Source organism: Xenorhabdus sp. NBAII XenSa04 (assembly GCF_963866145.1).
Classification (GTDB): Bacteria; Pseudomonadota; Gammaproteobacteria; order Enterobacterales; family Enterobacteriaceae; genus Xenorhabdus; species Xenorhabdus indica.
Genome location: NZ_CAWMEB010000406.1, coordinates 31,076 through 53,619, shown reverse-complemented (window position 1 = coordinate 53,619; position 22,544 = coordinate 31,076). Strand labels below are relative to the sequence as shown.

Annotated in this window: 17 protein-coding genes; 12 read left to right on the top strand and 5 right to left on the bottom strand. The window is 40.3% G+C overall.

Annotated elements, in window-relative coordinates:
• Positions 1-1,302 (bottom strand): D-amino acid dehydrogenase, encoded by a 1,302-nt coding sequence (locus AAC147_RS14940; RefSeq protein ID WP_047682524.1) that lies wholly within the window; start codon positions 1,300-1,302, stop codon positions 1-3.
• A 529-nt stretch (positions 1,303-1,831) separates the two neighbouring features.
• Positions 1,832-2,554, bottom strand: a complete 723-nt coding sequence (gene fadR / locus AAC147_RS14935; protein ID WP_047682522.1) for a fatty acid metabolism transcriptional regulator FadR — start codon at positions 2,552-2,554, stop codon at positions 1,832-1,834.
• Between the two features lie 236 nt (positions 2,555-2,790).
• Here fadR and nhaB point away from each other — a divergent pair, with 236 nt between their 5' ends.
• The 3 genes from nhaB (at position 2,791) to ttcA (ending at position 6,060) form a co-directional block, all read left to right on the top strand.
• The gene (gene nhaB, locus AAC147_RS14930; RefSeq protein WP_047682520.1) at positions 2,791-4,344 is read left to right on the top strand and encodes a sodium/proton antiporter NhaB; all 1,554 of its coding nucleotides are present in this window, start codon (positions 2,791-2,793) and stop codon (positions 4,342-4,344) included.
• A 100-nt stretch (positions 4,345-4,444) separates the two neighbouring features.
• Positions 4,445-4,969 carry a disulfide bond formation protein DsbB gene (dsbB, locus tag AAC147_RS14925; RefSeq protein ID WP_047682518.1) on the top strand — a complete coding sequence of 175 codons (525 nt, stop codon included), beginning with the start codon at positions 4,445-4,447 and terminating at the stop codon, positions 4,967-4,969.
• A 176-nt stretch (positions 4,970-5,145) separates the two neighbouring features.
• Positions 5,146-6,060 (top strand): tRNA 2-thiocytidine(32) synthetase TtcA, encoded by a 915-nt coding sequence (gene ttcA / locus AAC147_RS14920; RefSeq protein ID WP_047682516.1) that lies wholly within the window; start codon positions 5,146-5,148, stop codon positions 6,058-6,060.
• Between the two features lie 255 nt (positions 6,061-6,315).
• Here the strand turns inward: ttcA and zntB are convergent, their stop codons facing one another.
• The 3 genes from zntB to AAC147_RS14905 form a co-directional block, all read right to left on the bottom strand.
• Entirely contained in the window at positions 6,316-7,299 is a 984-nt protein-coding gene (gene zntB, locus AAC147_RS14915; RefSeq protein ID WP_047682514.1) for a zinc transporter ZntB, read from the bottom strand.
• A 185-nt stretch (positions 7,300-7,484) separates the two neighbouring features.
• Positions 7,485-8,291 carry a Thoeris anti-defense Tad2 family protein gene (locus tag AAC147_RS14910; protein ID WP_047682512.1) on the bottom strand — a complete coding sequence of 269 codons (807 nt, stop codon included), beginning with the start codon at positions 8,289-8,291 and terminating at the stop codon, positions 7,485-7,487.
• A 348-nt stretch (positions 8,292-8,639) separates the two neighbouring features.
• A complete protein-coding gene (locus AAC147_RS14905; protein WP_047682510.1) occupies positions 8,640-10,262 on the bottom strand; it encodes a peptide ABC transporter substrate-binding protein in 1,623 nt (540 codons plus the stop codon).
• Between the two features lie 167 nt (positions 10,263-10,429).
• Here AAC147_RS14905 and tpx point away from each other — a divergent pair, with 167 nt between their 5' ends.
• The 9 genes from tpx (at position 10,430) to tssK (ending at position 22,537) form a co-directional block, all read left to right on the top strand.
• A complete protein-coding gene (tpx, locus tag AAC147_RS14900; protein ID WP_047682508.1) occupies positions 10,430-10,933 on the top strand; it encodes a thiol peroxidase in 504 nt (167 codons plus the stop codon).
• Positions 10,934-11,379: 446 nt separating this feature from the next.
• The gene (locus AAC147_RS14895; RefSeq protein WP_052189574.1) at positions 11,380-13,347 is read left to right on the top strand and encodes a type VI secretion system Vgr family protein; all 1,968 of its coding nucleotides are present in this window, start codon (positions 11,380-11,382) and stop codon (positions 13,345-13,347) included.
• Positions 13,348-13,696: 349 nt separating this feature from the next.
• Positions 13,697-15,865, top strand: coding sequence for a type VI secretion system Vgr family protein (locus AAC147_RS14890; protein ID WP_231571434.1), 2,169 nt, complete (start codon positions 13,697-13,699; stop codon positions 15,863-15,865).
• A gap of 22 nt (positions 15,866-15,887) precedes the next feature.
• Positions 15,888-18,464, top strand: coding sequence for a DUF2169 family type VI secretion system accessory protein (locus AAC147_RS14885; protein ID WP_047682504.1), 2,577 nt, complete (start codon positions 15,888-15,890; stop codon positions 18,462-18,464).
• Entirely contained in the window at positions 18,461-19,525 is a 1,065-nt protein-coding gene (locus AAC147_RS14880) for a pentapeptide repeat-containing protein (RefSeq protein WP_047682502.1), read from the top strand. Before AAC147_RS14885 ends, AAC147_RS14880 begins: the two co-directional genes overlap by 4 nt.
• A 14-nt stretch (positions 19,526-19,539) precedes the next feature.
• A complete protein-coding gene (locus AAC147_RS14875) occupies positions 19,540-20,160 on the top strand; it encodes a DUF3540 domain-containing protein (protein ID WP_047682500.1) in 621 nt (206 codons plus the stop codon).
• Positions 20,161-20,169: 9 nt separating this feature from the next.
• Positions 20,170-20,562, top strand: a complete 393-nt coding sequence (locus AAC147_RS14870) for a DUF4150 domain-containing protein (protein WP_047682498.1) — start codon at positions 20,170-20,172, stop codon at positions 20,560-20,562.
• A gap of 49 nt (positions 20,563-20,611) precedes the next feature.
• Positions 20,612-21,190: a type VI secretion system lipoprotein TssJ gene (tssJ, locus tag AAC147_RS14865; RefSeq protein ID WP_338114288.1), complete on the top strand. Its 579-nt coding sequence runs from the start codon at positions 20,612-20,614 to the stop codon at positions 21,188-21,190.
• A 6-nt stretch (positions 21,191-21,196) separates the two neighbouring features.
• Positions 21,197-22,537 carry a type VI secretion system baseplate subunit TssK gene (gene tssK / locus AAC147_RS14860; RefSeq protein WP_047682496.1) on the top strand — a complete coding sequence of 447 codons (1,341 nt, stop codon included), beginning with the start codon at positions 21,197-21,199 and terminating at the stop codon, positions 22,535-22,537.
• Positions 22,538-22,544: the final 7 nt, after the last annotated feature.

Sequence of the window (22,544 nt, the reverse complement as noted above, 5' to 3'; positions counted from 1 at the left end):
TTACGCAGTATGTAAACGATGCTTCATCCGAAGCACTTTTGTATTAAATCCATTGATATATCTGAATACAGAGAGATCATCTGCTGCAATTTCGGGCTTTTTACCAGAGATTAAATCAGATAATAACTTTCCTGAACCACAGGCCATCGTCCAGCCTAATGTTCCATGCCCGGTATTTAAATAAAGATTAGGATATTTGGTTGGACCAACAATGGGAGTGCCATCCGGCGTCATCGGCCGTAATCCAGCCCAGAATGAGGCTTCAGCAATATTGCCACCATTAGGGTAAAGATCCTCTACTACCATTTTGAGTGTTTCACAACGGTTTTTCAGCACATTCAGGTTAAAACCAACGACTTCTGCCATTCCTCCAACACGAATTCGATGATCAAAACGGGTAATGGCTATTTTGTAAGTTTCATCCAATACTGTTGAAACAGGTGAGCGTGTTTCATTCATTATCGGCATGGTTAGCGAATAACCTTTCATTGGATAAACCGGAATTGTGACAAGATCTTTCAATAATTCAGTAGAATAGGCGCCCATTGCTATAACATACTGATCCGCTGCCATGATGCCATTATCACACTGAATACCTGTTATCTTATCGCCATCCACCAAAATGTGTTTAACCTGCCGGTTAAACATAAATCTGACCCCGGCTTTTTCTGCCATTTTTGCCAGTTCTTTTGTGAAAATTTGGCAATCACCAGTTTCATCATTAGGAAGCTGTAATCCTCCCGTCAATTTACGAGAAACATGGGCGAGTGCAGGTTCCGCTGATGCTAATTGTTCTGAGGTGAGTAACCGATAAGGAACGCCTTCTTGCTCTAACACCGCAATATCATTAACCGCATTATCAAACTGCTTATTAGTTCTGAATAGTTGTAGCGTACCACTTTGACGCCCTTCATATTGGATGCCTGTATCCGCTCTCAATTGTTTAATGCAGTCACGACTATATTCGGCCAGACGTACCATTCTGCTTTTGTTCATAGCATAATGATCGGCATCACAATTACGCAGCATTTGCCACATCCAGCGTAACTGAAATAGTGAACCATCAGGGCGAATAGCTAATGGGGCATGTCGTTGAAACATCCACTTTATTGCTTTTAATGGGATCCCCGGTGCTCCCCAGGGTGTCGCATATCCGGGTGAGATCTGCCCGGCATTACTTGCACTCGTTTCTTCAGCCGCACTCTGCTGGCGATCGACAACGATAACTTCATGGCCTTCCTGAGCCAGATACCAGGCACTGGTGACGCCGATAACGCCGCTACCTAAAATAAGGACCTTCATTCTGCCCCCTATTGATGAGTGATATATGCAAGCATAATATGCTAAACATGAAAATCCAATACAGAATAATAGACTATAAAATGATTAGTTGAATTTTAGGATTTAAATCACAATTTAATTACAAAACAATGACAAGCAATATCTCTCAAATCATGATAAAAATACTTAAATTAGTTTAAATACAACAAATTATAAAAGAATTAAATGCTATTAATTTCTTATATTAGTATCTTAAAAAGTGTTTTTTGCGGCAAAAAATAAACAATTCGTTCACATTTTGTGAATTTATTTAAATCCTTACTTTTGTTTTATTTCAGAATAAAAATCTGATTCAACATAAACTAAACAGAATAATAATTTAAAAATTTGAATTTTACAGTTTGGGTGGGTTTTCAATGCTGATTACAAGGCAAAAATACCATGATATAGGTATGGTGATAAAATCAACTAAAAAAAGAGCGGGCTGCATACAAAGCAGCCCGCCTTTAAGAAAAGCTTAGACAATGAACTAGATTGATGATGGATGTGATCAGCCCTGACGGGCTTCAGTTAACTCATTGAACATGATGCCCTGCATTCCATGCCAGATAATCCCACTCTCTTTACCATAATTGCGTACACATTCTATAATCTTGTCATAGGTCTGTTCCTGACACAGTACACTCAATTGCTGATAGAAATTTAAAGCGAGCTTACGGGCATCAGGATTCGAGAAATAATAACGGCCGACACGAGTATAAAGTCCTTTCAATCCGTTAATAATCAAACCATAAATCGGGTTCCCTGACGCAAACGCCAATCCACGGAAAATATCATAATCCACAGAACTAAAAGATTCGGCAGTATCCTCTACGTTGTTCTTTTCCGCCAATACTTCCAATGATTTTTCCGGATTGTGCCTGAACGCAGTACGAATAAAAATGGCTGCAATATTAGTACGGACTGACAATAAATTATCGACTAACTGAGGCACACGATCATGATCCAGGCGCGCCAGAGTTTCCAGAATATTAAGGCCGGATGTTTCCCAGAAGTTATTGACCTTTGTTGGTTTTCCATGCTGAATAGTCAACCAACCATCACGTGCAAGGCGTTGTAACACTTCACGTAAAGTCGTTCGGGTGACACCGATTAATTCAGATAACTCACGCTCTGCTGGCAGTATGGAGCCTGGTGGAAAGCGATTATTCCATATACTTTCAATGAGATACTCTTCCGCAAAACTCGCAGGACTCTGAGCCTTAATTACCATATTTTAACTATTCCAAAGCAGTTTTCTCAGCTAATAATAGGCACTGATCATACCAGAATGCATCTGCTCGACATAGTTACATAGTAAATAAACCACGAAAGAGTGAAAGAGGTCATAAAAAAATATAATTATTATCTGATTAATTATGAGGTTAACCCCTTAAATTAGTCCTGTTTAGAGCGTACTATGAGCCTTTAGAATCGTCCATGTATCCATGAAGAGGAATATTAATAATAATGGAAATCAGTATCCGACGCGCAGTGGTGAAAAACTTTCTCGGCAATTCTCCCGACTGGTATAAGCTGGCCATCATTGTTTTTCTTATTATCAATCCACTGATCTTTTTCTTTGTCAGTCCTTTTATTGCAGGCTGGATGCTCGTTGTTGAATTTATTTTCACGCTGGCGATGGCGTTAAAATGTTATCCCCTGCAACCTGGAGGGCTACTCGCTATTGAAGCCGTTATCATCGGTATGACTTCACCAAAACAAGTAGGGCATGAGATAGCCAATAATCTGGAAGTGATCTTGCTACTGATTTTCATGGTTGCCGGCATTTACTTCATGAAACAGCTTTTATTGTTTGTCTTCACTAAGCTGCTATTAAGTATTCGTTCCAAAAAAATGCTGGCGCTGGCATTCTGTCTGGCAAGTGCATTCTTATCCGCTTTCCTTGATGCCCTGACGGTTATTGCCGTTGTTATCAGTGTATCTGTCGGTTTTTACTCCATCTATCACCGTTATCTTTCCAGCGCCAGCCAAAACGACAATACAGACCTCAACGATGACAAGTTCATTGATAATGAAGATAAAAAGCAGACGCTGGCGCAATTCCGGGCATTTTTACGCAGTCTGATGATGCATGCCGGAGTCGGTACAGCACTAGGTGGCGTAATGACCATGGTCGGTGAACCGCAAAACCTGATCATTGCCAAACACGTTGGTTGGGACTTCATGACATTCTTTATCCGTATGTCACCTGTGACTGTCCCTGTCTTTATTTGTGGCCTGTTGATCTGCCTGCTGGTTGAACATTTCAAGTTATTCGGTTATGGCGCTGAGTTACCTGAGCGCGTCCGTTCCGTTTTGGAAGACTATGCCCAGAAAGCGAGTGAAAAACGTACATACCAAGAAAAAACTCAGCTTGTAGTTCAGGCTTTAATTGGTATCTGGCTGATTGTGGCTCTGGCTTTCCATTTAGCGGAAGTGGGGCTAATTGGCTTATCAGTCATCATTCTGGCCACCGCATTTTGCGGTATCACTGAGGAGCATGCTTTAGGCAAAGCCTTCGAAGAAGCCCTACCATTTACTGCGTTATTAACTGTTTTCTTTTCTGTGGTTGCCGTTATTATTGATCAGCAACTGTTTGCGCCGTTTATTCAATTTGTGCTGCAATCTTCACCTGCTTCGCAGCTCTCACTCTTCTATCTGTTTAATGGCCTGCTCTCAGCGGTATCTGACAACGTATTTGTAGGTACAGTTTATATTAATGAAGCCTTAAGCGCTCTCAAAAATGGTCTCATTTCGCAACAGCAATATGAATTTCTGGCTGTAGCTATTAATACCGGCACTAACTTACCCTCAGTGGCAACACCGAATGGACAGGCAGCTTTCCTGTTCCTGCTGACATCAGCCCTGTCGCCATTAATTCGTTTATCTTATGGTCGCATGGTACTCATGGCATTGCCTTACACCGTTGTGATGACATTAGTGGGATTATTGTGTGTCGAATTTTTGCTACTTCCGGTGACTGAGTATCTCGTCAAAATCGGTTGGGTTATCCCACTATAATTACTGAAATTTATTAATTAATTACTGAAATTTATTTTTTTGTGATTTGAGAAGCGGCAAAATAAGCAACTAATTGTATTCAAGATATGGGAAAAGAAGCATGTTTCATTTTTTAAAACGGAGTTCCCAAGAGCGAAGTGCTTGGTTATTGATGGCGCTAACCGCTTTTATATTAGAAGCTATTGCGCTCTATTTTCAACATGTTATGCAACTACAACCTTGTGTAATGTGCATTTATGAGCGCGTTGCTCTATTGGGTATTTTGGGGGCGGCACTATTGGGCGCTATTGCCCCCGGAACTCCGCTACGTTGGTTAGCCATTTTACTGTGGCTTTATAGTGCAGGGCGCGGATTACAACTGGCATGGGATCACACTATGATGCAGTTAGACCCTGGCCCTTTTAACACTTGTGAATTTTTTGCCAGATTCCCATCTTGGTTACCACTGAATGAATGGTTACCTTCGGTATTTCAGGCCGTTGGTGATTGTTCAATGAAACAGTGGTCATTTCTGACATTAGACATGCCACAATGGTTAATTGGCATTTTTGCCGCTTATTTACTGGTCGGTATTTTAGTTCTAATCAGCCAGTTCTTCCCGGTTCAGAATAAATACGAAGGATAAAAATGATTTTCTCCCCCATGTGGGGGAGATATAAAGCATTTTTCGCTAACTCTGATTGATAATCCCTTTTCATCCGCTATCATTGTTCCCTTTTCATGTTCTCCGCCATAAAATCATCATCATTTTTAAAAGGCATTTAGCCGAACAGCTATCAGAAACAGTAAGAACAATCAGAGATGAACACTCAAAAAGAACAGTATAATTTCAATAAATTACAAAAACGTCTGCGTCGTGATGTGGGCCAAGCTATCGCAGATTTCAATATGATCGAAGAAGGTGATCGCATCATGGTCTGTCTTTCTGGTGGCAAAGACAGCTACACTCTGCTGTCCATTTTGCAGAATCTGCAAAAAAGTGCCCCCGTTAATTTTTCCCTTGTAGCCGTTAATTTGGATCAAAAACAACCCGGTTTTCCTGAACATATACTCCCGGCTTATCTGGATGAACTGGGCATTGAGTATAAGATTGTTGAAGAAAATACCTATGGTATTGTTAAAGAAAAAATCCCTGAAGGAAAAACAACCTGCTCTCTGTGCTCCCGTTTACGCCGGGGTATTTTGTACCGCACGGCGACTGAGTTGGGTGCCACCAAAATTGCATTGGGTCATCATCGCGATGATATCTTACAAACTGTCTTTTTAAATATGTTTTATGGCGGCAAATTAAAAGGTATGCCCCCAAAATTGATCAGTGATGATGGTAAGCACATTGTGATCCGCCCACTTGCTTACTGTCGGGAAAAAGATATCGAACGCTACGCTGAAGCTAAAGCATTTCCAATCATTCCTTGTAACTTGTGTGGCTCACAACCTAACCTACAACGTCAAGTCATTAAAGATATGCTGCGTGACTGGGACAAACGCTATCCGGGCCGCATTGAAACCATGTTCCGTGCCATGCAAAATGTGGTTCCATCACATCTTAGTGACTTTAATCTGTTCGATTTCAAAAGCATTAATCATGGTAGTGAAATTATTGATGGTGGAGATTTGGCTTTTGATCGGGAAGAACTACCGATACAACCTGCTATCAGCTCCGATGAACAGATTGATTTTCAGACAGAACGATTGAACGTTATCGAAATCAGATAATGATAAAAAAATGGCCGATGCTAACATTAACATCGGCACAATACGTCAATTAATCTGTATAACCTCAATATGAGAAACACTACAACTATGGATATGGAGCACAACGTTCATCGCGCAACGTTGTATTCACCTGCACAGTTATCATGCCTTAACTGTAGGTTCAGATTATTGATATATCTCAAACTGAATGAGATTAATCGTTTGATTTAGGGAAAGTGATTTTGAAACACCGCTTTCCTTATACCTTAGAGCACCCTATAACCATTTGCTGCGTCTTAACCACCAGGTGAATGCGGCGATCAATAACGACAATAACAGGCTGAATAAACTAAACCCAAACTGATATTCATTCCCTGGGATCCCGCCAAGATTAACGCCAAACAACCCAGTTAAAAAGGTACTGGGTAAGAATATCATTGTTAATAAAGACATCATGTAGATACGGCGGTTCATCGCATCTGCCATAATAGAAGTGATCTCATCCGCAAGAACAGCCGTCCTTGCAATACAGCCATCCAGATCATCTAACCCACGCCCTAAGCGATCAGCAATTTCCTGCATCAGATGACGCTCCTCGTCACTCATCCAGGGTAATTTTTCATTGGCTAAACGCATAAAGACATCGCGCTGTGGTGCCATATAACGGCGCAGAACAATTAATTGCTTACGCAATAACACTAACTCACCGCGCCCGGGAATTTTCTGTTCCAGAATGCCATCCTCAAACTCAATCAAGTTATCATGCAACGCTTCAATAAAATCGTTCACTTCATCGGTAATAGCGTCCGCTATTTCAACCAACCAATGTCCCGTATTTCTTGCGCCTATGCCATTGTACAAATTATCTAAGACCTGATCTATCGAATAGACTTTCCGATGACGACTGGAAATAATTATTCTGTCATTAATATAGATGCGGAATGAAACCAAATGATCAGGACGAGCATTATCATTACGGTTAATTGTCCGCAATGTCATCATCGCGCCTTCTCCAGTGCGAATAAGCTTAGGCCGGACACTTTCACCTGCCAGCCCTTCTTTTACCGGAGCGGGTAACAAATTTGTATTCATAATCCATCGATAACTGGCCTGATTTTTATAATCAAGATGTTGCCAGAAAGGTTGCTCTGCCGTTGCAAGTGAATTTTCCCCAAAGCCTGTGATACCGCCCTTACCATTCAATTGACAAGCATACACAGCATTTGAATTTTTAAATGCTGAGCCATATATCGTTTCCACACCCACTCCTGTTTAACACTTGATGTTTAATTGCATAAAATAAATACAATACATACCCAACGTCATTGAAGATACTTTGTGTCTGGATCAGTATAGTTATCACTTTAGGAAAATTTTACTGTAACCAATATAGAAAAAGGCCGAACCGAAGTTCCGCCTTGAATTCAGAGTGCAAATTTAGGGAGTTATTTCCAGTTCAAACAAACGTGCATAGTTTTATTTTCATGTTGTTTTATCACCTCACTTAATTTTTCTGCATCATCACTAATAGAATATGCAAACAGGTAATCATAAAGCGGTAGCGAGTTGGTATCCCGCTCAGATGGATGGCCGAGATTATAATGTTTGCTATCAACCGTTACCCAAAGGTCATTATTTTGAAACAGCTTTCTTACCTTTTGATAACTTTCTTTATCTTGTCTAGTCGTTATACCTAAAAAAAACATTATACCCCAACCATATCCATATGTGGAACAAAATGCTAATATGTTTAAAATATCTAGATTATTTGATTTCATATTTAATTCACCAAAAGGAGCAACACCTACAACCTTCCCTGTGCCTGCTCCCCCAAGAGGTGTACGCCCAAAACCCCAAGTGCCAACTCCGACCTTAAGATCAAATTCCAACATGCAATCAACAGGCTTTGGTTCAGGTTTAGATTCTGATTTCAGCAGATTCCAGTCACAAGCCATTAGATCTTCTTGTGTTGGCTGCCAATGAGCCCAATAACCCTCATTATCACTCTTTTCAATATAAGCAGCTCCATCACCTGCACTCCCCGCTTCCGATTTATGGGCAAGGCGCATGTGCTCTTTAGGGGCATTCCAGCCACTACGATACACTTGTTTCCCCAAATACACATGGCTTGACGCCCAGGCGAAAGTCCCGGCGGGGACAGTTATACTGTCTTTGCCAATCTGGTATTGTTCTGGTTTGAATGGGCAGTTGAGGTTAGTTTTTTTATCTTCTGGCTTATTAATTTCAGACATAAATTCCTCACTTATTATTTGCTAAAATTCAAGGTAATTTCATCTTACTGCCAAATAGCCAGTAAATATTACTTAAGTCAGATTTTTATATCAATCGAGAACCGTAAAACAGCAATTAATACGAATTAAAATAGGGCTGTGCATTATAAAACTTGACTCTTCATCGAGTACAGAATTCACTGAGTTGTAAATTCAAAGTTTACTGCTAATTCTGAGAATACGTTTTTATTCAATCAATTTTTATTCAAAAAATATAGCGTAATAACTGGTCAAACGTATAAATGCGAATTGACCAGTTTGTGATGAGTTAGCTAATTCTGAAAAATCACCGTTACCAGCCTATGCAGGCTAATGCTTAATGATATACATAGTATGACTATAAGCCACATCTTCAGGATTGGTGATCGGGTATCCTTTTAACCACTTTTTGATTAACCGGCCATTGGTATATTGATAAATCGGTACAATTGGCGCTTGCTCTTCAATCATTTTTTCTGCCTGATTGTAATCCTTATTTCTGGCTGCGCTGTCTGTTTCCTGGCTGGCTGCTTTTAACAAGGCGTCATAGGCTGGATTATAGAATTTAGCCAGGTTTCCGCTATGTGTTGATGTTAAAAGAGACAGGAAACTTGATGGTTCATTATAATCGCCAGTCCAGGACGCCCTGACAACATCAAAATTGCCGGTATTACGGTTGTCAACATAAGTTTTCCATTCCTGATTAACTAATTTCACTTCAACGCCCAGTTTTTTCTTCCATTCCGAGCTTACTGCAATGGCAATACGTTGGTTATTTTCCAGATTGTTATAGAGCAAAGAAAGTTTTAATGGATTTTCAGGGCCATAACCCGCTTCTTTTAACAGTGTTTTGGCTCTCTTATCCCTTTCCTGCTGCGTCAGCCTCTCTTGTTGACTCTTTTCTGGCTGGAACCCGGCTGTAACATCAGGCGTGAAATGCCATGCAGGTTTTTCTCCCGTTCCCAGGATTTTTTCCGCAATCAGATTCTTATCGATCGTCATAGCAAGAGCTTGCCTGACCCGGATATCATTGGTCGGTGCCCGTTGAGTATTAAATGCGTAATAATAAGTACCCAATTGATCAGGAGTAAAAACTTCTGCTGGGATATCATGCAGTAACTTGTGGTACATATTTTTAGGAAAAGATTCTGTAATATCCAAATCTCCGGCCAGATAACGCTTAACCGCATGGGACTCCTGACTGACAGGTACAAAAGTGACTTTTTTCAATACCGTATTTTTGTGATCCCAATAATAAGGGTTAGGCGTCAAAACAATTTTTTCATTGACCACCCGCCCTGTAAGCATAAATGCGCCATTACCAACCAAATGACCGACTCTGGTCCAGTCATTACCGTATCTTTCAACACACTGTTTATTGACCGGATAAAGACTAAAATTAGTTGTCATACTGGGAAAATAAGCTACAGGGCGATCCAGTGTGACTTTCAGGGTATAAGCATCAAGAGCTTCAACACCTAATTTTTCGGCTGGCAGTTTACCATCAATAATAGCCTGAGCATTCTGAATACCTGATAAAGCCGCAAACCAGGCAAATGAGGAAGCATTTTTAGGATTAACCAGTCTCTGCCAGCTATAAACAAAATCAGAAGCTGTCACTTTGTCACCATTAGACCAATGGGCATTCTGTCGCAGTGTAAATATCCATGTTTTGTTGTCTGTCGTTTGCCAGTCAATAGCAACACCGGGAATAGGTTTTCCATAAGCATCCTGATTGACGAGACCTTCCAGCAAATCACGTAATACCTGTGCTTCCGTTAAGCCAAAAGATTTAATCGGATCAAGTGACGCAGGTTCATCTTTCAAATGTCGAACCAACTCCTGATGAGGATCTAATTGAGTCCCCATCGGGATCTCCGCAGCATACACAGAAAGAGGCAAAGAAAGTCCGGTCATCAGTAATACAGAAGGGAATAAGGGAAAATTATGCATAAATTTTTTTACTCTACTGGTCTAATAATCACCCTAAAATAAATTATAAGACACTGTTAATTAAACAATAGGTGAGTATTTCTAAATATTACATCTATTTTTGTGGGCAAGATCGCACTATTCCTTTACACTGGCACCGCAGTTTACTTATATAGAGGGATAAAATTATGACACAAACCGTCAAGTTCCAAGGTAGCGATATCACCGTGAGCGGAAGTTTTCCACAAGCAGGTGAAACAGTAAAAGAATTTACGCTGGTAGCCAAAGATCTCACTGATGTGGCACTGAGCCAATACGCAGGGAAACGTAAGGTACTCAATATATTTCCAAGTATTGATACCGGTGTTTGTGCAACTTCTGTTCGTAAATTCAATCAACATGCCAGCGAACTGAACAATACCGTCGTACTTTGCATTTCAGCAGACTTACCTTTCGCACAATCTCGTTTCTGTGGCTCTGAAGGCCTTTCAAATGTCGTCACTCTGTCAACACTACGCAGCGGCGAGTTTCAGGAAAATTACGGTGTCGCAATAAGCGAAGGCCCATTGAGCGGATTGACTGCGCGCGCTGTTATTGTTCTGGATGAAAATAATCAAGTCATTTATAGCCAACTCGTGGATGAAATTACCAACGAACCTGACTATGACAACGCATTATCAGTGTTAAAATAAACAGCACTATAAAAAATTCTTTATTGGAAACAATGTGTTTTCTTGCTTCCGGGCACCGTTGATACATTGTTTTATCAATAAAGCCCACCTCTGGCGGTAATTGTTGTTTGGATAATTTCCGCCAACTTTTTTATCCCTCTGCTCCCTTTCCTCACTTTTCTTAAGCACTTCTATTTTTTATGTAAAGATAATTTTTTATCTAAATCAAAATGATAAAGACTATCCTTTATTAAAAAGAGACAAATTTGTAATTTTAAATTTTTTTTTGTAAAAAAATATAAACATAGTGATAATAACATTGAGATATAGTTTCTTTTATGAAATATTGTATTTATGAATTAAATTAATAACAAGTAACGGTCAGTAATAACAAAGGGTTTAATTTTTTATCTGGTCCTTTATTGATAGGTTCATGCGGTAGCTTTTAATTTAAAAAGGTACTCTCAATGAAAAGAAATATTATTGCGCATACTTCACTGGGTGAAGAAACTTTACTTTTTAGTTCATTAAAAGGTGAAGAAAAACTATCAACTATTTATAGCTTTGATATTGAATTAATAAGTGAAAAAAAAGATATTGATATCAAATCACTACGAGGAAAATCAATTACTATTGAAATAAATAACCCGGCTAATCCGTCAGCAAACACACGTTATCTGAATGGCATAGTCCATGATGGTATAATATGTGATTTTTATGACTCTTACTTCTATAAATATAAATTCATTCTTCAACCAAAATTATCAATTCTGCAAAAAAGCAAGGGATGTCAAATATGGCAAAAGAAAACTGCCCCTGAAATTATCAAAGATATACTGAATAAACACAGTATCAAGTTTGAAAGTAAATTAAATTCTAAATATCAACAACTTGAATATTGTACACAATATCGCGAAACTGACTTCAATTTTATCAGTCGATTAATGGAGCATGAGGGAATTTATTATTATTTTCAACATACTGCCAGTGAGCACACTCTTATATTAGCGGATTCTCCCCAATCTCATTCGGCCTTATCGGGATATTCCTCTATAGAATATTATCCAAATCATTCTCCCCCAAGAAATAAAGAGAAGCTCTATTTATATGATTGGAATGTAAGTTATTCAATAGCACCAAAGATCTATGCAATGAATGATTACAATTTCCTCAAACCACGTGCTCAGTTATTGGAAACACAACAAAACCCGGATCCTTCGGTTCCGGGCACAAAAATATATGAATGGCCGGGAAATTATACTGAAGCTTCACAAGGAAAATCTTATGTTCTGGTTTTACAACAATCCTATACCGCTCATTGCCATTATATTAAAGCCAAGAGTCTTGAAATTGGTATAGCTCCGGGGCATATCTTTACGCTTTCTAAGGCATTGAGAGACGGGGATAATGGTAATTATCTGATTGTCAGTGCCACATATGAATTTTCTGAATCCAGTTATTATTCTGGTGATATTAATATCAGTGATGATAGCACCATCAAAATTGAAACCAGTTTCACTGCGATCCCGGCTAAAGTAAACTGGCGAGCTCCTTGTTTAACACCATGGCCAGTCGCTGGCATAGAAACAGCGGAAGTCGTGGGTGCAAGTGGCAAAGACATCTGGACAAATGAATATGCTCAGGTCAAAGTACAATTTCATTGGGATCAAGAAGGTGCCAAAGATGATACCAGTTCTTGTTGGATACGTTGGTCCAGCACCTGGGCCAGTACCAAATTCGGTGCAGTCCAGATCCCCAGAGTTGGAGATGAAGTTTTTGTCAGCTTTATCAACGGCAACCCTGATCGGCCACTAATAATAGGCAGTACTTTTAATAAAGAGAATATGCCTCCGTGGGAATTGCCAAAAGAAGCCACAAAGATAGGCTTTATGTCACGGAGCATAAAAGGTGGAAATAATAACGCCAGTTATTTATTCATTGATGATGCGCAAGATAAAGAATCTTTTGATATACACGCAGAAAAAGATATGAATATTTCTGTAGAAAATGATCAAAAGATAGCTATTGATGGCTCCCGCACAACAGAAATAAAGAAAAAACAAACGGATACCGTAGAAAAAGATGCACGTTTTACCTATAAGGCAAAACGTGATACGACCGTTGAACAAGAAGAAACGGCAGTTTTCAAGAATAAACAGAAAACAACGGTGACTAATGGTAAAGAAGTTGAAGTCACGAGTGGTGGTATTAAATATAATATAACTGGTGATTATCAAGCAGATATCAGTGGCAATAAAAAAGAATCAATTACCGGAAACGAAGAAGGTAGTATTACAGGGAATTGGAAAAAATCTGTCACTGGATCAGCCGAGCTGAAAGCTATTTCGACTCTCACTTTAAGTGCAACAGTAAATACTGAGATTAAAGGCACTACATGCGTTACTCTCTCTGGTGCATTAATCAAGATTGGTTGATTCCCCATTTGCTGTTACCCAACAAACGACATTAATAAATATTTATCAAAATACAATTGGTTAAATTAACACCTTTTCTCATAAAAAATGAATTTTATAATCTTAAAATACTTTATATAAAAAAAATAAACACATACAAAAGGAGTTAAAATAACAAAAAACAGAAACATAAAAATTAATTACATATTACATCAACAAAATGATATTCACTGATTACAAATGGTAACCATTATGCTTAACTCAGCATTAGAAAACCAGCACTATATATTCCTCTAACTACCCTATATTCCCGAACTTACCTGGAGTATGCGGTAGCTTTAAACAAAAGCGAGTAAATCTTATGGAGAGAATGTTTATCGCACACTCCTCATCCGATGAAACTTTATATTTTAAGTCACTGAATGGAATAGAAAGATTATCGGAAGCTTACAAATTTGAGGTTGAATTACTGAGCGAAAAGAGATTATCCGACCCAATATCTCTGCATAATACCGTCCTGACTGTAGAAATAAAAACCCCGTCAAAACAGACAAGATATCTAAGCGGTTATATAGAACAGATATCTTATGACCCCTTTTATAAATATGATGACAGGCTTTATTTATATACGGCCACAGTCAAACCTAAGCTATGGGAATTGAAAAAAAAACTTGGATATAGCATTTGGCAAGAAAAGACTGTACCTGAGATTATTGCGGCTGTATTGATGGATGCTGGTATCTTTTTTGAGGATCGGCTCCTTGAAAAATATCGCACATGGGAATATTGCGTTAAATATAATGAAACTGATTTTGATTTCATCCATCGGCTAATGGCGCACGAAGGGATTTATTACTATTTCAAACACGACATAGGAAGTCATACTATGATTTTAGTCGATATGCCCCAAATGCTTGGTCCCATGCCTGGATATGATACTATCAATTATTTCAATGTCGGTAAATCATCCAAAAAACCGGGTAAAGAATATATTTATAATTGGAATATTCGCAGTATCACGATACCAAACAATTTTTGTCTTGATGACTACGATTTCCGCAAACCACGGGCTAAGTTACAAGCTGCCATTCAGACATCACTCAGTTCGGTTAATAATACAGAAATATTCATGTGGCCCGGACGCTATGTAAAAAATGGACAGGGGCAATTTTATGCTCGAGTGCTTCAACAAGCCACAGAAGCACAAAGTGAACTGATTAATGGTAAAGGTAATGTGTTGGGCATGGCTCCGGGACATACGTTCACCCTGTCACTACCTAATGATATTAAAGGTGATGACTACAATGACTATTTAATTACTGGTGCTCAATATACTTTTTATGAATCATGCTACGGCTTCGCTCTTAATTGCGAATATGACGACGATGATGATTGTGACGACGATAAACCCAATAAAGATAAAAATGTTATCCAATTTGATGCTATCCCTGCCAATGTCCATTGGAAACCACCAGCAGTAACCCCTTGGCCAAAAGCAACAGGTCTTGAAACCGCAGTTGTAACGGGTCCTAAAGATAAACCGATATGGACTGATAAGTACGGCCGGATAAAAGTGAAATTCCGTTGGGATAAAAGCGATAAAAAAGATGATACCAGTTCTTGCTGGATACGTGTGGCAACCCGTTGGGCTGGCTGGCGGTATGGCAGTATTTATGTACCCCGTGTGGGTGAAGAAGTTGTTATTAGTTTTGTCAATGGTGACCCGGATAAGCCTTTTGTTATTGGCAGCGCCTATAACAATGAAAATATGCCCCCCTGGGAGCTTCCCAAACATGAAACCCGTAGTGGTGTGATGTCAAATACAAAGGAAGGTAAACATGAACAAGCAAATTACCTCTTTATGGATGATGCTCCAGATAAAGAGTTATTTGATCTGCATGCAGAGCGTGACATGAATATCTCCGTGGAAAAGGATAAGAAAGTCACTATCGATGGGAACCGCACGACTGAAATAAAAAAACAGCAAACGGATACAGTAACAGGTAAAGCCAGTTTCACTTATGAAGATGCTCGTGACACGGTAGTTAAAGGCAAAGACACATTATCTGTTGAAAACAGCCAGCAAAGAACCATTCAGAAAGGAAGAAAAACAGAGATTAGTGATGGGGATACTTATAAACTCAAAGGGGATTTAAGTGCTAAAATTGACGGAAACTGGACACAGGATATTACCGGAACGACGCTAATCTCCAGTCCTAATCTCATTACAATAAAGAGCGATACTCATGTCGCAATAGATTGCCCACAGTCTTTTTATACATCCAAAGATTTTAGTGTTTCTTCGGTAAAAATAAGCATAAGTTCGGTTAAGATATCATTATCCCGCACAAAATTTAGTATAAGTTCAACCAATACAAGTTTCTCATCCACGATTTTATCTGTCAGCACAACTGATATATCTCTTAGTAAAACGGGAACAGAACTTTCGCAATCTAATACGAAGTTAGCTAAAGCAGTGACTTCGATCATACAGGCAAGCGCTAACATCTTAAACAGCAGCTTACATATCATCAGTTGACTAATATATCTGGCAGAGTGTCATGAAAATTATCAAACCCCTGCGATTAAGTGTGCTTTATCGACCTTATCGCTGGATGCAAAAAAACCATCTCGGTATCTCTATCATGGCACTGGCTGATATGAGTCCTACCCCACGCTTGCGTCCAGAACCAGAACTTTGGCAACTGGCAGAAAAAGAACTGAAAACCTGTAATGGTATTGTTGATCTCGCGATGCCTAAATCCTGTGCAGAATTTCTGGCCACAGGCTATGCCTATACGCATCACCAAACCGATAAAACAGCCTGTACAGTACGTATTCAGGTGGATCAATTGGAAAAAACATTAGTTGCTTTCGGTGATCGTTATTGGATCGGTGATACTCCCTCAAAATCTGAGGCATTTGAACAAATGCGATTGGACTGGAGCCGGGCTTTTGGGGGTGAAGGCTATGAAGAGAACCCACACGGTATCGGTTTCAGCCCGGAATTGATGGAAGATGGCGTAAAAATCCATCACCTGCCTAATATCGAAACTTTGCACAAGCAGTTGTTATCACCAGAGGATATCCCCACTCCTGCCAGTTTTTGTCCACTGGATTTTACATGTCCGCGTCGTTTTACCCGTATTGGTAAAAAATATGACAAGGAGTGGCTGGAAAATGAATTTCCGGGGTTTGCCCATGATATTGACTGGCGACTATTTAATGCAGCTCCAAAGGATCAATGGCTGGATCAGATCACTGCCCTGCCGGTTCAGGCTGCATGGCGTATTGAGAATATGCATCCTGAAAAACCGGTACAAGAAGGCATTTTGCCTGCATGGCGGGCGCGTTGTTTTATCAAGCGCTTACGTCTTGATGAGGAGATTTTTGAAGAAATAGGCATGCGCCAGACGACGGTATGGTTCTTTCCCCATTTGGAGCAAATGATCCTGATATGGCATGGACATACCCGGATTAATGAAGATGATGCAGCGGATGTATTACAAATGGTATCGGCTCTGGAATTAAATGATAACCCCCTGGCGGAAAATCATTACTTGCAAGTGCTTAACCAACGTATGGATAAAGAAAAAGGCGTTTTGTATAGCTTCCGGGAAAAAGATCTCATCCCTGAAGAAATCATTGGCCCGTGGATAGATACGGAACAATCTGAAAACAATCCAATACAGGAAAATGTGCTTAATCGTGAAAAACGTCTCCGTGAACAACAGAAAGAACGTTTAGCTGAATATGGTTACGATATCGATACTATCATTCCTGCTCCCCCCGCAACATCTGCACCTCCTGCCACCCCCAGATTGGATGAACTGCCTGAATTTGTGGAGAAAATAGAGCAAGATGCGACCCAAAAGCGGGCGGAAGCCGAGCTAAAGCGAGAGAATATAGCAGCCAAAGCGAAACAACTGGGTATTGATATTGATCAATCAGTGACAGAAAACCAAGCCAGAGGGCCAGAAAATCTCTATAAAATGCGGGATATATTGCAAAAGCAACAACAGCAAATAGCGTTTGATGACCCGAAATTAGCACAAATTGAACAATCACTACGTGATACGTATTTTTTTTCAGTACAATCACAAAATCCGGCCTTACGTTTGACAGGAAGTTTGTCGCAAATCATCCGTAAACGGGTGCAAAAGATCATGGAGCAAGGTGGTAATTTCAGTGGCATGGATTTTACCGGAGCAGATTTGTCAAACATGGATCTGCGCGGAGCCAATTTTTCCCAGGCATTATTGGAAAGCGCCTGTTTCAATAATAGTCAACTGGACGAAGCCGATTTCAGTCGGGCTATGCTGGCCAGAACAGAGATCTGCAACGCTTCCCTGTCCGAGGTTAAATTAGATAATGCTAACTTAATACTGGCTAAATGTGAACGGAGCGATTTTTCTGACGCTCGCTTCAAAGAAACACAATTACAGGAAGCACTGTTTGATCGTTGCCAATTCAACCGTACAACATTCACGGATTTATTCCTGCAACAGGTTTTTATTACCTATTGTAATTTTCAATATTCCCAGTGGAAAGAGTGTACCTTTGCAGAACTCGAATTACCTGCACTCAAATTCAATCACGCAAACCTGAGTAAGGTGTCTTTTCTCAAGTGTAAACTGAAACAAGCCATTTTTGACCATGCACTCCTCGAAAGCTGTGCCTGGGTAGAAACTGAAGCAAACAAGATCCGATTTCGCTCCGCTAATCTGTTGACTTGTGCTTTTGCAATGAACAGCGAACTTAACCAGGCTGATTTCAGACAGGCTACTTTAACAGAATGCAATCTACGCAAAATGCCTTTGGTGCAGTCAGTATTTCACTCTGCGACTTTGAACAACTGTGACCTGAGTGAAGCTAACTGTCAGTCAGCCGATATGCAGTATTTAAATACGATAAAAAGCCTATTTATCAGAACAGATTTTCGCGGGGCTTTGTTGAACAATGCCAATCTGATGAATGCTCTGATGCAAAAATGCAGCTTTAATGGTACGGATTTACGGGAAACCAATCTATTCCGCGCCGATATGTCCCAGTCCATCGTTGATAACTCAACCTTGTTTAAAGGTGTCTACACACAGCAGACTAAAACCTTACCCAAACGAGATAAGGAAGTGATATGAATTCGCTGTCAACAGGTGAACTGATAACAAAAATAAAACAAGGGGAAATAATTGAGAAAGTCAGCTTACAAAATATGTCGCTCACCCGACAGGATTTATCTGGTGGAATTTTCAGAGAAGTCGATTTTTCTGGTGTGGATTTTTCTCATGCTCAACTGAAAGAAACTGTTTTTACTGAGTGCCAACTCGGAGAAACCGTTTTTGATTCAGCCGTGCTTGAACAGAGTACTTTTGAACAATGCCATATGATCCGCACTGTATTCGATAGAAGTAAAATAACAAACTGCGTATTTAATCAGTGTATTTTGCAGAAAGCACGTTTTACAGAAAATAAGCAAAATGAAACTCAGTTTATATCCAGTTCACTGCAATGTGTGGAATTTAGCAATAGTGACCTTGAGCGCATAACATTTATTGATTCAACACTTAATCAAGCAGAATTAACAAATAGCTGCTTGTTTCTGGTCACTTTTTTTCGACTGGATTTACGGGAAACAAGCTTTTCTGCCAATGAATATACTAAAGCTGTTTTTTTTGAATGTGATCTACGTGGTCAGGACTATCAGAAACAACAACTCAAAGAGTGTCTGTTCACAGATTGTCAACTTGAAGCAGCAAACTTCAATCATGCAAGGTTAACTAACTGTAATTTCAAGGGTGCCACTTTACAAAATGCAATGCTATCGAATGTCAATGCAACCCAGGCTTTATTCATTGAAGCAGATTTAACCCAGGCATGTTGCAGCAATAGTCTGTTTGAACAGGCGATTTTCGTCGGTGCCTGTCTTGAATCCGCTGATTTCAGGCAAAGCAAATTAATCCAGGCCATCATGCACAAAGTACATGCAGTGAATGCACGATTTACCGGTTGTGACATGTCTTATGCCGATCTTTCCTATGCCAATGTCAGCAATAGTGACTTTCGCACAGCACACTTTATGAGAACACTTTTTCATCGTGCCCAACAGGCTGAAACACTGTTTTCTGACCGTCGTGGCATACTGGAAAATGATCCTGAACTGTTTGCAGCCGAAGAGTGGAGTATGCAACGCAAGATTTAACCGGGAGAATCAAAATGTCAAAACCTTCTTATGCGCTTTCTTCACATCCTCTTACTACCGAACAACCCTTACACCAAGTTGCAGGTCAGGTTGTTAATCATCTTCAGGATGGTAGTTTAATAGTGGAAAGTAACAACCGGGGATGGCACTGCCGACGAGCTGCCAGTTGCCTGCTGACCCCCGAACAGGGAGATACCGTTTTAGTAACGACAGTCGATAGTCAACTCTGGATTTTGGCTATATTAGAGCGAGCAGAACAGCTTCATCCGGCAGAAATCAGCGTGCCCGGTGATCTGGCTATCTCTTCTCAGGGAGATTTAAGTTTAAACAGCAACGGACTGAATATTGCTGCCAGCATTGGGAACTGCCATATCAACAAAATGCAATACAGTGGTGAATCACTGTCTGCATGGGTATCCATCACTCAATTAGTTGGCAATAAATTTGAGTCTGTCTGGCAGACAGTAACACAGCTTAGCAACCGACTATTTCGTCATACAACGCAGACAGAACAGGTTCAGGCTGGCCAATTAGATATGCAGGCTGAAAGCTATATTCGATTACATGCCCAAAACACTATGATGTCTGCAAAAGCTGTCACCAAAATAGATGCTGAACAAATTCATATTGGTTAAGGAGACATTATGTTTGCCAATACTCAAGGGGGGGGAATGGATATGGCAGCCCCTGATATTTGCCTGACCCCATGTCCCTTTCCTGTACCCGTACCTTATCCCAATATGGCACAAGGGCCTACCGGCATCACTAATGCCATGAACATTTTATTTGCAGGCTCTCCTGTACATAACATAGCGACAAACTTTCCCATGACAACAGGTGATAACGCCGGAGTTAATATGGGAGTAGCTTCAGGAACAGTAATGGGACCAGCCCGACATACATTAGGGGCCAATTCGGTCTTAATCAAAGGCTCACCGGTAACACGACTGACAAGTCTCACTATGCAGAATTCAACGAATGCCGTGGGTGCCCGCATTACTCCCAGTCAGACAAAAGTGCTCATTTCAGCGGCCTGATACACTCGACTTTTTATTTTATTCAATGCTGGCTATGCCTGAATAATTAATGAACTTTATGATATTGCGTTTTTCACTGAGAAAAACAATCTTAATCAAAACGTTATATTCAATTAATTGTTGGATTAAGAGGGCATTTTTACCGTCGCTTTTATTCACACTTCTTTTAATAATGACAGGCTGTTCATCGCAACCGGAAAAATTGCCCCCTTATAAATTAATTTTCAATATCGCATCCAATGTCAATGATTCCGCACCACTAAAAATCCACGTTTTTTTATTGCAATCGAATGAAGAATTTATGTCGGCAGACTTTTTTTCACTACAAGACAAAGCGAAAGACACACTAGGCGATAAATTGGTCAATGAAGATCGATTTTTTATACTTCCTTTCGAACGTGCACATTCTTTGTTGGAAAAGAATCAGTCAGAAATCAGCCACATCGGAATTATTGCAGAGTATAAACAATTAGATGGCAAGAAATGGCGTATTTCGTTTCCAGTCCCCGTACCAGAAAAACTCCCTTTTTACGAATTCTGGCGTTCTGCCCCCGATGAACTACAAGTGTGCGTTAAGGTTACTGGTAAAGGCTTAAGTTCCACCTCAAATTGTGCCGCAGGAAACTGAAAAATCATGAATAGATCAGAGAAAGTCATTTGGACCGAAGGCATGTTTCTGCGCCCTCATCATTTCCAACAGGCTGAAAACTATCTGGAAGCTTATGTCCGCGACTGGGGAAAATCCCAAATGTCCTATTACTGGGGTTTTCTGACACTCGAACTGGATCAGGAACTCCTCAATCAGGGTAAAGTCATGCTTTCCTCAGCGAGCGGTATTTTTCCGGATGGAACTCCATTCAGTTTTGACGGTGCACATGCCCCCGCTCCTTTGCAACTCACTGAAAATCAGATAGATGTTAATGTAGTACTCGCCCTGCCTCTTTTCCGGCGGGGCAGAGAAGAAATCATTTTCAGTGAAAAAAAAGACTCTTTGGCACGTTTTGTCAGCTTTGAAGCCGAAGTGAATGATTTTAATGCCATGTCAGTCGGTAGTGCCGCTGTACAATTCGGCAAAATGCGCTTGCGCCTGATGCTGGAGTCTGATTTGACACCAGAATGGACTTCATTGAGCATTGTACATGTCATAAATAGAACCAGCGATAATAAAATCTATCTTGATCAACAATTTATTCCCCCCCTGCTTAATTGTTACGCCAGCCCACAAGTGGCAGGATTTATCACCGATATCCAGGGGCTATTAGAGCAACGCCGCCAACAGATAAGCCAACGTTTGTTACAATTGGGACGGCATAATGATTCCGAAATCATGGATTTCCTGTTGCTGTCTCTGGTTAATCGCTATAGTGGCCAGGTCAGCCACATACGGAATATATCGTTGCTGCATCCAGAGAGGCTATTTAGTGAGTGGCTGCAATTTGTCACTGAATTGGCAACGTTCTCCCAAAACCGGGTGCCGGAAGACATCTTTCCCCTCTATGATCACGACAATTTGACACTGTGTTTCAATCAACTCATGTTTCAGTTGCGTCAAGGGTTATCAATCATTTTGGAAGAGCATGCCATCCAGCTCCCATTGACAGAATATTCTCATGGTTTGAATATCGCCACATTACCCAATGCCAGTATGGTCAATACGTTCAGCTTTATTCTGGCTGTCTACGCTGATATCGCCAATGACACATTAATGAGTCATTTCCCGGCCCAAATGAAAATTGCCCCTGTCGGACGTATACGAGAACTGGTTCAGTTGCAATTACCCGGTATTTCAATACGAGCTCTGCCATCCGTGCCGAGACAAATCCCTTGGCACTCAGGATATATCTATTTTGAACTGGAAAAAGACGGGGATTTATGGAAACAAATGGATAAATCGGGTGGCTTTGCATTGCATTTGGCTGGTGAGTTCCCCGGTTTAAATATGGAATTTTGGGCTGTCCGTGATCAGCCTAAATAGAGGTAAT

What these genes read in the sequence shown, in the direction of transcription:
- AAC147_RS14940 (WP_047682524.1), bottom strand. Translation starts at nt 1,302, where the DNA reads ATGAAGGTCCTTATTTTAGGTAGCGGCGTTATCGGCGTCACCAGTGCC.
- fadR (WP_047682522.1), bottom strand. Translation starts at nt 2,554, where the DNA reads ATGGTAATTAAGGCTCAGAGTCCTGCGAGTTTTGCGGAAGAGTATCTC.
- nhaB (WP_047682520.1), top strand. Translation starts at nt 2,791, where the DNA reads ATGGAAATCAGTATCCGACGCGCAGTGGTGAAAAACTTTCTCGGCAAT.
- dsbB (WP_047682518.1), top strand. Translation starts at nt 4,445, where the DNA reads ATGTTTCATTTTTTAAAACGGAGTTCCCAAGAGCGAAGTGCTTGGTTA.
- ttcA (WP_047682516.1), top strand. Translation starts at nt 5,146, where the DNA reads ATGAACACTCAAAAAGAACAGTATAATTTCAATAAATTACAAAAACGT.
- AAC147_RS14910 (WP_047682512.1), bottom strand. Translation starts at nt 8,291, where the DNA reads ATGTCTGAAATTAATAAGCCAGAAGATAAAAAAACTAACCTCAACTGC.
- AAC147_RS14905 (WP_047682510.1), bottom strand. Translation starts at nt 10,262, where the DNA reads ATGCATAATTTTCCCTTATTCCCTTCTGTATTACTGATGACCGGACTT.
- tpx (WP_047682508.1), top strand. Translation starts at nt 10,430, where the DNA reads ATGACACAAACCGTCAAGTTCCAAGGTAGCGATATCACCGTGAGCGGA.
- AAC147_RS14895 (WP_052189574.1), top strand. Translation starts at nt 11,380, where the DNA reads ATGAAAAGAAATATTATTGCGCATACTTCACTGGGTGAAGAAACTTTA.
- AAC147_RS14890 (WP_231571434.1), top strand. Translation starts at nt 13,697, where the DNA reads ATGTTTATCGCACACTCCTCATCCGATGAAACTTTATATTTTAAGTCA.
- AAC147_RS14885 (WP_047682504.1), top strand. Translation starts at nt 15,888, where the DNA reads ATGAAAATTATCAAACCCCTGCGATTAAGTGTGCTTTATCGACCTTAT.
- AAC147_RS14880 (WP_047682502.1), top strand. Translation starts at nt 18,461, where the DNA reads ATGAATTCGCTGTCAACAGGTGAACTGATAACAAAAATAAAACAAGGG.
- AAC147_RS14875 (WP_047682500.1), top strand. Translation starts at nt 19,540, where the DNA reads ATGTCAAAACCTTCTTATGCGCTTTCTTCACATCCTCTTACTACCGAA.
- AAC147_RS14870 (WP_047682498.1), top strand. Translation starts at nt 20,170, where the DNA reads ATGTTTGCCAATACTCAAGGGGGGGGAATGGATATGGCAGCCCCTGAT.
- tssJ (WP_338114288.1), top strand. Translation starts at nt 20,612, where the DNA reads ATGAACTTTATGATATTGCGTTTTTCACTGAGAAAAACAATCTTAATC.
- tssK (WP_047682496.1), top strand. Translation starts at nt 21,197, where the DNA reads ATGAATAGATCAGAGAAAGTCATTTGGACCGAAGGCATGTTTCTGCGC.